Below are 12,363 nucleotides of genomic sequence, written 5' to 3'. Positions count from 1 at the left end.
GTCCGACATGCGTTCCAGGAGGAGCATGCCGATGCCCTCGGACCAGCCGACGCCGTCGGCCGACTCGGAGAAGGGCTTGGAGCGGCCGTCGGGGGCGAGACCGCGCTGCCGCGAGAACTCCACAAAGGTGTCCGGGACGGACATGACGGTGACACCGCCGGCCAGCGCGAGCGAGCATTCGCCGCTCCGTAGCGCCTGGGCCGCGAGATGCATCGCGACGAGCGACGACGAGCACGCCGTGTCCACCGTCATCGCGGGGCCTTCAAAGCCGAAGGTGTACGAGACACGGCCCGAGGCCACACTCAGTGCGCTGCCCTGGCCCTGGAAACCCTCGAACTCCTTGCCGTTCAAAGTGGTGTTGTAGCCGCTGTACATCACACCGGCGAAGACACCGGTCTGACTGTCGCGCAGTGAGAGCGGGTCGATTCCGGCCTGTTCGATGGCCTCCCACGAGGTCTCCAGCAGCAACCGCTGCTGCGAGTCCGTGGCCATCGCCTCGCGTGGACTCATCCCGAAGAACGCGGGATCGAACTCCCCCGCGTCGTGCAGGAATCCGCCCCGGCGGGTGTACGACGTACCGCTGTGCTCCGGATCCGGATCGTAGAGCGCCTCCACGTCCCAGCCACGGTTCACCGGGAAGTCCGACACCACATCCGCACCCTCCGACACCACGCGCCACAGATCCTCCGGCGAACCGATGCCGCCGGGGAAGCGGCAGGCCATACCGACCACCACAACCGGGTCGTCGTCGAGCAGGGCCGGGGAGAGTTCGGGAACGGTGGCAGCCAAGTCGGTGTCCGGGCCGAGGAGTTCTTCGAGGAGGTGATCGGCCAGGGCCACGATCGTCGGGTAGTCGAAGACCATGGTGGCGGGCAGCCGCAGCCCGGTCGCGCTGTTGAGCCGGTTGCGCAGTTCGACTGCGGTAAGGGAGTCGAAGCCGAGATCGCGGAAAGCACGCGCCGGGTCGACCCCGTCGCCGCTCGCATGGCCCAGCACCATGGCCGCCTGGTCACGGACCAGAGTGAGCAGTGCGGTGTGCCGTTCGGCGCGCTCCAGCCGCCTGAGGCGCTCGGCCAGACCGCCGTCCGCGCCCGCTCCGGCCGCTCCGGTGCCGGTCGCCACGGCCCGCCGGGTGCCCGTGCGGACCAGCCCGCGCAGGACTGCGGGTACGGAGCCCTTGGCCCGCAGGACGGGCAGGTCGAGCCGTACGGGTACGACAGCGGCGTCGCCGGTCGCGAGTGCCGCGTCGAACAAGGCCAGGCCCTGCTCCACCGAGAGCAGCGGCATGCCCGACTCGGCGGCCCTGCGCACATCGCGCTCGTCGAGCCCGCTGGTCATGCCCGCGCCCTGGCCCCAGGGCCCCCAGGCGAGCGAGAGACCCGGCAGGCCCTCGGCCTGTCGCCGGGCGGCCAGGGCATCCAGGAAGGCGTTGCCCGCCGCATAGTTGGCCTGCCCGGGGCCGCCGAACGTGCCTGCGACCGATGAGAACACCACAAACCCGGCCAGGTCGAGATCCCGGGTCAGTTCATGAAGGTGCCAGGCTGCGTCGACCTTGGGACGGAGTACGGAAGCGAGCCGCTCGGGCGTCAACGAACCGACCACACCGTCGTCCAGTACACCCGCCGTATGCACCACAGCCGTCAGCGGATACTCAGCAGGCACCGACGCCAACAGTCCGGCCAGCGCCTCACGATCCGCCACATCACACGCCGCGATCGAGACATCAGCCCCCAACTCCCGCAACCCAGAAGCCAGTTCCTCAGCACCCTCGGCAGCCGGGCCACGACGGCTGGTCAGCAGCAGACGCCGGACACCCCGCTCCTGGACCAGATGCCGGGCCAGCAGACCCCCCAGGCCTCCGGTGCCGCCGGTGATCAGGACCGTACCCTCCGGATCCCACACCCGCGGCATCGTCAGCACGATCTTGCCCACATGCCTGGCCATACTCATGAAACGAAACGCGTCCCGCGCCCGCCGCACATCCCACGACCGCACCGGCAGCGGCTCCAGCACACCCCGGCCGAACAGACCAATCAGGGAGACAAGCATCCGCTGAATGCCCTCGGGCTCCACCCAGCCGAGGTCGAAGGCCTGGTAGTCCACGCCTTCGGGCAGGCCGTCTGCCTCGCGGATGTCCGTCTTGCCCATCTCCAGGAACCGCCCGCCGGGGCTCATCAGCCGCAGCGACGCGTCTACGAACTCACCGGCCAGCGAGTTCAGAACGACATCGACTCCCTCACCGTCGGTGACCCGGGAGAAGGCCGCTTCGAAGTCGGTGGTACGGGACGACGCGATGTGGTCGTCCGTCACGCCCAGCCCGCGCAGGACGTCCCACTTGCCCTCGCTCGCCGTCGCGAACACCTCGGCGCCCAGGTGCTGGGCCAGTTGCACGGCCGCCATACCCACACCACCGGCACCGGCGTGGATCAGTACCCGCTCGCCCCGGCTCAAGCCCGCCAGTTCGACAAGGGCGTGATAGGCCGTCAGGAACACCAGCGGCATCGAGGCCGCCGTCTCCCACGACCACTCCTCGGGCAGCGGGGCGAGAAGCCGCGCGTCGCCCACCACCAGTGAGCCGAAACCGCCCGAGACCAGTCCGGTGACCCGGTCTCCCGGGCGCAGCCCGGTCACCTCGGGGCCGACCTCGACGACCACCCCGGAGGCCTCGCGCCCCATGCGCCCGGCGTCGCCGGGATACATGTCGAGCGCCTTGAGGACATCGCGGAAGTTCACTCCGGCCGCACGGACCTCCACCCGTACCTCGTGGCCGGTCAGCGGATCGAGCACCTCGGGGAAGGGCTCCAGGGCCAGGCCGTCCAGACTGCCCTTCTCCCGGCTGTCGAGCCGCCAGGGCACTCCGGCCGGCGGGACCAGTCCCGTACCGGAGTCGAGGCGCGCGAGGCGGCCGGCCCGGAGTCCTCCGTCGCGGACGGCCACCTGCGGTTCGTCCGTAGCAAGCGAGTCCGCGAGCCGGGCGAGGCCGTCGTCCTCGAAACCGAGGTCGAGCAGGCCGAAGCAGCCGGGGTTCTCCGTCTGGGCTGAGCGGACCAGGCCCCAGACCGCGGCGGCGGCCACGTCGGTGACCTGCTCGTCGCCGGCCGCCACCGCTCCCCGTGTCACGAACACCAGCCGGGAGCCGGCGAACCGCTCCCCGGACAGCCACTCCTGGACCAGTGCCAGGGCTTCGGCGGTCAGGGTGTGGGCCGACTGTGCCGCCTCGGTGTTGTGCGTGCCGTCGATGCCGACCAGTACGGTGCCGGGCATCGGGGACTCGTCCGCCGCCAGCGACGCCAGATCGGGGTATGCCTCGACCTCGATGCCCGTGCCGTCCAGGCCTCCGGCCAGCCCGATGATGTCGGGGCCGACCAGTGCGAGCCGGTCCGCCCCGGGCCGGGCGGCCTCGGGAACCGGTACCCACTCCAGTGCGAACAGCGCGTCGCGTGCCGACTCGGCGGCGCCGCTGAGCTGTTCGCCCGACACGGCCCGTACGAGGAGTGCGTCGACCGAGGCGACGGGCGCACCGGCCGTGTCGGCGACGGCGATCGATACGGCATCCTTGCCGTCGGCGGGGGCGATCCGTACGCGCAGGGCCGAGGCGCCGGTCGCGTGCAGCGAGACGCCTTCCCAGGAGAAGGGCAGCCCGCCGCCTTGTCCGTCCTGGCTCGCGAGGAGGGAGGCGTGGAGGGCGGAGTCGAGCAGGGCGGGGTGCAGACCGAACGCACCCGGCTCAGTGCCCTCGGGGAGACTCACCTCCGCGAAGATCTCACCATCAAGGCGCCAGGCGGCCCGCAGCCCCTGGAACACCGGACCGTACGAGAAGCCGATCTCCGCGAAGTGCTCGTAGCAGCCGTCAACCGTCAGTGTTTCGGCACCTGTTGGCGGCCACTGGGTGGCGTCGAAGCCGGTGACGGGCTCCTGGGCGCCGACGGTCAGCACACCTGTCGCATGCTGGGTCCAGGGCCGTTCGTCGGCCCCGTTGGGGCGGGAGTGGACGGCGATCGGGCGGCGGCCGGTGTCGTCGGCGACTCCGACACGCACCTGCACCCGCACCGCGCCCTGCTCGGGCAGGACCAGCGGCGCGGCAAGGGTCAGCTCCTCGATCCGGTCACAGCCCACCTCGTCACCCGCCCGGAACGCCAGCTCCAGCAGCCCGGTCCCGGGCAGCAGCACCCGGCCCATGACGGTGTGATCGACAAGCCAGGGGTGGGTACCGACCGAGAGCCGGCCGGTGAACAACACCCCTTCGCCCTCGGCCAGTTCAACAGCGGCGCCCAGCAGCGGGTGCCCGGCGGAGCCGAGGCCGGCCGCGCGCATGTCGCCCGTACCGCCGAGTTGCCCGGACGGCCAGAACCAGCGGTGCTGGAAGGCGTACGTGGGAAGGTCCACCCGCCGGGCGTCCGTGCCCTGGAAGAAGACCACCGGCCATTCAATGGCCGTGCCGCGCACATGGAGTTGAGCGAGGGCCGTGAGCGCCGCGTTCTCCTCCGGGCGGTCCTTGCGGAGTACCGGTACGGTCGCCGAGCCGTCGGGCACCGACTCCTGAGCCATCGCGGACAGCACGCCGTCGGGGCCCAGTTCCAGGAACGTCCGTACGCCCCGCTCCCCCAGCGCCCGCACACCGTCCGCGAACCGGACGGCTTCGCGGACATGCCGTACCCAGTACTCGGGCGAGCACAGCTCATCGGCGGAAGCGAGAGCACCGCTCACATTCGAGATCACCGGAATACGAGGCGCCTCAAAGGCCAGGCCCTCGGCCACCGCCCGGAAGTCATCCAGCATCGGATCCATCAGCGGCGAATGGAAAGCGTGCGAAACCCGCAGACGGCTCGTCTTGCGACCCAGGGCCTCCAGCGCTGCCGCAGCCTCCACGACCGCGCTCTCAGCGCCGGACAACACCACCGAGGACGGGCCGTTGACGGCCGCGACGGAGACCTGGTCGGACAGGTACGGGGTGACCTCGTCCTCCTTCGCCTGGACCGCCACCATCGCACCACCGGCCGGCAGCGCCTGCATCAGCGAGCCCCGCGCCACCACCAGACGGCAGGCGTCCTCCAGCGAAAACACCCCCGCCACATGAGCCGCCGCGATCTCACCGATCGAATGACCGGCCACAAAATCGGGCCGCACACCCCACGACTCGACCAACCGGAACAGCGCCACCTCGATCGAGAAAAGCGCCGGCTGAGTAACCCCCGTCTCATTCAGACGGTCCGCGTCCTCACCCCAGATCACCTCCCGCAGCGAACCACCCAACTGCTCATCCAGCAGCGCCAGTACGGAATCCAGCGCCTCCGCGAACACCGGGAACCGCCCGTACAGCTCACGGCCCATACCCAGCCGCTGCGAACCCTGACCCGAGAACAACACCGCCGACTTACCGACGACAACCGCACCCGACACCGCCAACGGATCCGGCTCACCGGACACCAGCGCGCTCAGGGCATCCACCGCACTCGCGGTTCCGCCGCCCGTCAGGACCACCGCGCGGTGGTCGAACGCCGACCGGCCCGTCGCCAGCGAGAAACCGACATCCACCGGACGCAGCCCGGACGGCCGCGACTCGACCAGTGACATCAGCCGCGCCGCCTGGTCCCGCAGCGCCTCCGGCGACTTCCCCGACAGCACCCACGGCACCACAGCGGGCTCAGCCACACCGGCCGACGCCTCCGAAGAGACCTCCGGCTCCGCGGCCCCGGCCGACGGCTGCTCCAGGATGACGTGCGCGTTCGTACCGCTGATTCCGAACGACGACACCGCCGCACGTCGTGCGCGGTCGACCTCCGGCCACCGGGTCTGCTCGGTCAGCAGTTCCACCGCGCCCGCCGACCAGTCCACATGCGACGACGGCTCGGTCACATGCAGCGTCCGCGGCAGCACTCCATGCCGCATCGCCAGCACCATCTTGATCACACCGGCCACACCGGCAGCCGCCTGCGTGTGCCCGATATTGGACTTCACCGACCCCAGCAGCAGCGGACGCTCCGGATCCCGGTCGCGTCCGTACGTGGCAAGCAGGGCCTGCGCCTCGATCGGGTCACCCAGCGTCGTACCCGTGCCATGCGCCTCGACCACGTCCACATCGGCGGCGGACAGACCGCCGCTGGCCAACGCCTGCCGGATCACCCGCTGCTGCGAAGGACCGTTCGGAGCCGTCAGACCATTCGAAGCGCCGTCCTGGTTCACCGCCGACCCACGCAGTAAGGCCAGCACCTGGTGCCCGTTGCGCCGGGCGTCCGACAGACGCTCCAGCACCACCACGCCCACGCCCTCCGACCAGCCCACGCCGTCGGCCGACTCGGAGAACGCCTTGGAGCGGCCGTCGGGCGCGAGACCGCGCTGCCGCGAGAACTCCACGAAGGTGCTCGGGGTGGACATGACCGTCACACCGCCGGCCAGCGCCAGCGAGCATTCGCCGCCGCGCAGCGCCTGCGCGGCGAGGTGCATACCGACCAGGGAGGAGGAGCAGGCGGTGTCGACGGTCACGGCCGGGCCTTCGAGGCCCAGTGTGTACGAGACCCGGCCCGAGGCGATGCTCGGTGCGCTGCCGTTGCCACGGAAGGCTTCGTACTCCTCGCCCGTGAGCATGGGACCGTAGTCGTTGTACATCACACCGGCGAACACACCGGTGCGGCTGTCGCGCAGCGAGAGCGGGTCGATGCCCGCCCGCTCGATCGCCTCCCACGACGTCTCCAGCAGAAGCCGCTGCTGCGAGTCCGTCGCCATCGCCTCGCGCGGTGACATCCCGAAGAAGCCGGGGTCGAACTCGCCCGCGGTGTGCAGGAATCCGCCGTCGCGGACATAGGTCCTGCCGGGGCGGTCGGGGTCCGCGTCGTACAGTCCTTCGATGTCCCAGCCCCGGTTGACCGGGAACGGGGAGATGGCGTCCGTGCCCTCGGTGACCAGGCGCCACAGGTCCTCGGGGGAGGTCACCCCGCCCGGGTAGCGGCAGGCCATGCCGACGATCACGACGGGATCGTCGCCCGCCGGGGGCAGGGCGGCGACCGGGGCCACCGCCGCGCCGGTCCTCAGGTCCGTCCCCAAATCCGCTTCCTCGCCGAGGAGTTCGTCGCGCATATGCTCGGCGAGCGCGCTCGGGGTCGGGTGGTCGAAGACCATGGTGGCGGGGAGGCGCAGGCCGGTGACGGTGTTGAGGCCGTTGCGCAGTTCGACGGCGGTGAGGGAGTCGAAGCCGAGGTCCTGGAACTGGCGCGAGGCCTCGACCGCCGCCGGGTCGGTGTGCCCCAGGACGCGGGCGATCTGGCCGCGTACGAGTTCGAGCAGCAGCTCGCGGCGTTCGGCCGCGTTGAGTCCCGCGAGGCGCTGGGCCAGGCCCCCGGCCGTCTCGGAGACGGCGGCCGGGGCGGCGGCGCGACGGGCAGGTGCTCGCATCAGGCCGCGCAGCAGCGGCGGGATGTCGCCCTTGGCACGCAGGACCGGGAGGTCGAGCCGTACGGGTGCGAGAGCGGCCTCGCCGGTGGCGAGCGCGGCGTCGAAGAGGGCCATGCCCTGGGTGAGGGAGAGCGGGGGCATTCCGGAGCGTGCGATGCGCTCGACGTCGATGTCGGTGAGTGTGCTGGTCATTCCGACGCTCTGGGTCCACGGTCCCCAGGCGAGGGCCAGTCCGGGCAGTCCCGCCGCCCGCCGGTGCCGGGCCAGGGCGTCGAGGAAGGCGTTGCCCGCCGCGTAGTTGGCCTGGCCGGGGCTGCCGAGGGTGGCGGCGACGGACGAGAACAGGACGAAGGCGGCGAGGTCCGGTTCGCGGGTCAGCTCGTGCAGATGCCAGGCGGCGTCGGTCTTGGGCCGCAGCACACCGGACAGCCGTTCCGGGGTCAGCGAGCCGATCACACCGTCATCGACCACACCCGCGGTGTGGATGACGGCGGTCAGCGGATGGGCGGCCGGCACGGTCGTCAGGAGTTCGGCGAGTGCGCTGCGGTCGCTGACATCGCAGGGGGCGACGCTCACCTCGGCGCCCAGGCCGATCAGTTCGGCGGCCAGCGCGCCAGCTCCCTCGGCGGCGAGGCCGCTGCGGCTGACGAGCAGGAGGTGCCGTACGCCGCGTTCGGCGACCAGGTGCCGGGCGAGGGCGCCGCCCAGACCGCCGGTGCCGCCGGTGATCAGCACCGTACCGTCGGCGTTCCACGCGACGCGTTCGGCGGGTGCGGGGACGCGGGCCAGCCGGGCGGCGAGCGGGGTGCCGTCGCGGACCACGAGGTCCGGCTCGTCGGGGGCGGCCGCCACGGCGGACACGACGGCGGCCGGCACGGCCTCCGGGGGGAGTGAGGCCGTGCCGGGGTCCAGGTCCAGGAGGCCGAAGCGCCCCGGGTTCTCGGTGCGGGCCGTCCGTACGAGTCCGTGCACGGAGGCGGCGGCCAGGTCCGCGCCGCCGACGGCGCCGCGGGTCACGAAGACCAGGCGGGAGCCGGCGAACCGGTCGTCGTCCAGCCACTGCTGGACATGGCCGAGGACAAGGGCGCCGAGTCTGTGGGTGGCCTCGACGACCGGTGCCGCGGCGGTACGGTCGTCCTCCGGCACGCCGGAGACGGCCATCAGGACCACTTCCGGCACCGGGCCGTCCGCCGCGGCGAGCGACGCCAGGCCGGGGTGGACCGTCACGGTCGTGCCACCGGCGCGCAGCGCACCGGCGACATCGAAGGGGTCCGCGCCGACCACGGCCACCGCACCGCCGGATCCTGCGGGGGCCGCGCCCCTGAGCCCGGTCCACTCCACGCGGAACAGCGAGTCCGGGTGCACGGCGCCGCTGTCGTGCCGCGGCTCGGTGGGAACCGGGCGGGAGACGAGGGAGTCCACGGAGAGGACCGGGCCGCCGGCCATGTCGTACACCGCGATGGAGACGGTGTCGTCGCCGGCCGGGGCGATCCGGGCGCGGACCGAGGAGGCGCCGGAGGCGGTCAGTGACACGCCTTCCCAGGCGAAGGGCAGTCCGCCTGTGCTGATGGCGCCGAGGTCGGTGTAGGCCGCGGCGTGCTGGGCGGCGTCGAGCAGCGCGGGGTGCAGGCCGAAGGCGCTCGCGTCGGGGCCCGCGCCGTCGGGCAGGGCGACCTCGGCGTACACCTCGTCGCCGAGCCGCCAGGCGGCCCGCAGGCCCTGGAACACCGGGCCGTAGTCGAAGCCGAGCCCGGCGAGCCGCTCGTAGCAGCCGTCCAGGTCGACGGGTTCCGCACCGGCCGGGGGCCATACGGTCGCGTCGAAGTCGGCGGCGGGCGCTCCGGCACCGGGGGCGAGGAAGCCGCTCGCGTGCTGCGCCCAGGGCAGGTCGGGGCCGTCCTCGGGGCGCGAGTGGATGCCCAGCGGGCGGCGGCCGGTGGCATCGGCGGCGCCGACGCGGACCTGGAGCTGTACGGCGCCGTGCTCGGGCAGGGCCAGCGGCGCGGCGAGGGTGAGTTCGTCGATACGGTCGCAGTCGACCTGGTCCCCGGCGCGGACGGCGAGTTCGACGAAGGCGGTGCCCGGCAGGAGCACCCGGCCCCCGACTCCGTGGTCGGCGAGCCAGGGGTGGGTCTGGACGGACAGTCTGCTGGTGAACAGAGCGCCTTCGCCGTCGGCGAGTTCGACGGCCGCGCCGAGCAGCGGGTGCCCGGCGGAGCCGAGCCCGGCGGCCCGCATGTCACCGGCCTTGTTGAGTGAGGTGGCGGGCCAGTAGCGCTGTTTCTGGAACGGGTAGGTGGGCAGGTCCACACGCCGGGCGCCGCAGCCCTCGTACAGGGCGGCCCAACGTACGGTGGCGCCCCGGACGTGCGCCTGCGCGAGGGCGGTGACGGCGGCGGCTTCCTCGGGGCGGTCCTTGCGGAGCAGCGGTACGGTCAGCGCGCCGTCCGGGAGCGATTCCTGTGCCATGGCGGAGAGCACTCCGTCGGGGCCCAGTTCCAGCAGGGTGGTGACGCCCCGGCCGCTGAGGGTGCGGACGCCGTCGGCGAACCGCACGGGCTCGGCGACGTGCCGTACCCAGTAGTCGGCCGAGCACAGCTCCTCGACGGCGGCGATCCGGCCGGTGAGATGGGAGACGACCGGGATATGGGGTTCGTGGTACGTGAGGCTCTCGGCCACGGTGCGGAAGTCCGCCAGCATGGGCCGCATCAGCGGGGAGTGGAAGGCGTGCGAGACGCGGAGGCGGCTGGTCCTGCGGCCGAGTTCCGTGAAGTGCGCGGCGATCTCCAGTGCGGCGCTCTCGTCGCCCGCGATCACCGTGGACCGGGGGCCGTTGACCGCGGCGACCGACACCTGTCCGGTGAGAAGCGGGACGATCTCGTCCTCGGTGGCCTGGACGGCGATCATGGCACCGCCGGCCGGCAGGTCCTGCATCAGTGAGGCGCGCGCGGTCACCAGACGGCAGGCGTCCTCCAGCGGGAACACGCCCGCCACATGGGCCGCGGCGATCTCGCCGATGGAGTGCCCGCCGACGAAGTCGGGGGTGATGCCGAGGGAGGCGACGAGGCGGAAGAGGGCCACCTCGATCGCGAAGAGCGCGGGCTGGGTCCAGCGGGTCCGGTTGAGTTCGGCGGCGTCGGTTCCCCAGATGATGTCGCGCAGCGGGCGCTCCGGCTCGGGACCGCCGTCCAGCAGCGCCAGTACGGAGTCCAGGGCTTCGGCGAACACCGGGAAGCGGGCGTGGAGTTCGCGGCCCATGCCGAGGCGCTGAGAGCCCTGGCCGGAGAACAGGACGGCGAGCAGCCCTTCGTCGACGACGCCCCGGGCGGCCTCGGTGACGCGCTGGGCCTCCTCGGTGACCTCGGCGGTGTGATCGCTTCCCTGGGGGAACAGCACCGCCCGGTGCTCGAACGCCGAGCGTCCCGTGGCGAGGGAGTAGCCCACATCGACGGGCCGCACACCGGGGTTGCGCTCGATGTACGACAGCAGCCGTGCCCGCTGCGCCTCCAGGGCGGCGGCGGTCCGGCCCGAGAGCGTCCAGGGGATGACCCCCGGCACCACGGAGCCCGCGTCGCCGACGGCGCTCTCCGGTTCGTCGTCGGCCGGGGCCTGCTCCAGGATGACGTGCGCGTTCGTACCGCTGACACCGAAGGACGAGACGGCGGCCCGCCGGGCCCGGCCGGTCTCCGGCCAGGCGAGGGGCTCGCGCAGCAGTTCCACGGAGCCGGCCGTCCAGTCCACGTCGGCGGACGGCTCGGCCGCGTGCAGGGTGCGCGGCATCAGCCCGTGCCGCATCGCCATGATCATCTTGATCACTCCGGCGGCGCCGGAAGCGGCCTGCGTGTGCCCGATGTTCGACTTGAGGGATCCCAGCCGCAGCGGGCGTTCGCGGTCCTGGCCGTAGGTGGCGAGCAGCGCCTGCGCCTCGATGGGGTCGCCGAGGGTCGTGCCCGTACCGTGCGCCTCGACGATGTCCACGTCGGCGGGCGTCAGCCGGGCGTTCTCCAGGGCGGCCCGGATGACCCGGCGCTGGGACGGGCCGTGCGGCGCGGACAGGCCGTTGGAGGCGCCGTCCTGGTTGATCGCGCTGCCGCGCATGACCGCCAGCACCGGATGCCCGGCGCGGCGGGCGTCGGAGAGCCGTTCCAGTACGAGGACGGCGGCGCCCTCGCCCCAGCCGGTGCCGTCGGCGGTGTCGGCGAACGACTTGCAGCGCCCGTCGGCGGCCATGCCGCCCTGTGCGGTGAAGGAGACGAAGGGGCCCGGGGTGGCCATCACGGACGCGCCGCCGGCCAGCGCCATGGTGCACTCGCCGTTGCGCAGGGCCTGGGCCGCCCAGTGCAGGGCGACCAGCGAGGAGGAGCAGGCCGTGTCGACCGTGACGGCGGGCCCCTCGGCGCCGAGGGTGTAGGAGAGCCGGCCCGAGATCACACTGGCGGCGTGCCCGGTCATCGCGTACAGCTCGGTGTCCTCGTCGGACGCCCTGATGACCGTGCCGTAGTCCTGCCCGGCGGTGCCGACGAAGACGCCCGCCCGGCTGCCGCGCAGGGTGCCGGGGTCGAGCCCGGCCCGCTCCAGCGCCTCCCAGGCGACCTCCAGCAGCAGCCGCTGCTGGGGGTCCATGGCGACGGCCTCGCGCGGTGAGACACCGAAGAAGCCGGGGTCGAACTCCGCCATGTCGTAGAGGAATCCGCCCTGCTGGGCGAGGCTGTGGCCGGGTCCTTCACCGGCCAGGCGGTCCAGGTCCCAGCCCCGGTCGGCGGGGAAGTCCGCCATGACGTCGCGGCCCTCGGTGACCAGCTCCCACAGGTCCTCGGGGGAGGTCACACCGCCGGGGTAGCGGCAGCCGATCCCGACGACGGCGATGGGCTCCTCGGCGGCCGCCACCAGCCGCTGGTTCTGCTGACGGAGCCGCTCGATCTCCTTCAGTGACGACCGCAGCGCCTCGACGTACTTGTTGGTGGACGTGCTCAT

1 protein-coding gene (cut by a window edge) is annotated in these 12,363 nt (G+C 72.5%); it reads right to left on the bottom strand.

Annotated elements, in window-relative coordinates:
- Positions 1-12,363: the start of a type I polyketide synthase gene (locus WH07_RS03545; protein ID WP_052744223.1), read on the bottom strand. The gene continues 20,580 nt to the left of window position 1, outside the view; 12,363 of the gene's 32,943 nt are visible here — the first part of the coding sequence; its start codon is at positions 12,361-12,363; its stop codon lies off the left edge, out of view.

Source organism: Streptomyces odonnellii (assembly GCF_000981895.1).
Lineage (GTDB): Bacteria > Actinomycetota > Actinomycetes > Streptomycetales > Streptomycetaceae > Streptomyces > Streptomyces odonnellii.
The sequence above is the reverse complement of the archived record's forward strand: the minus strand, read 5'-3'. Positions and strand labels throughout refer to the sequence as shown.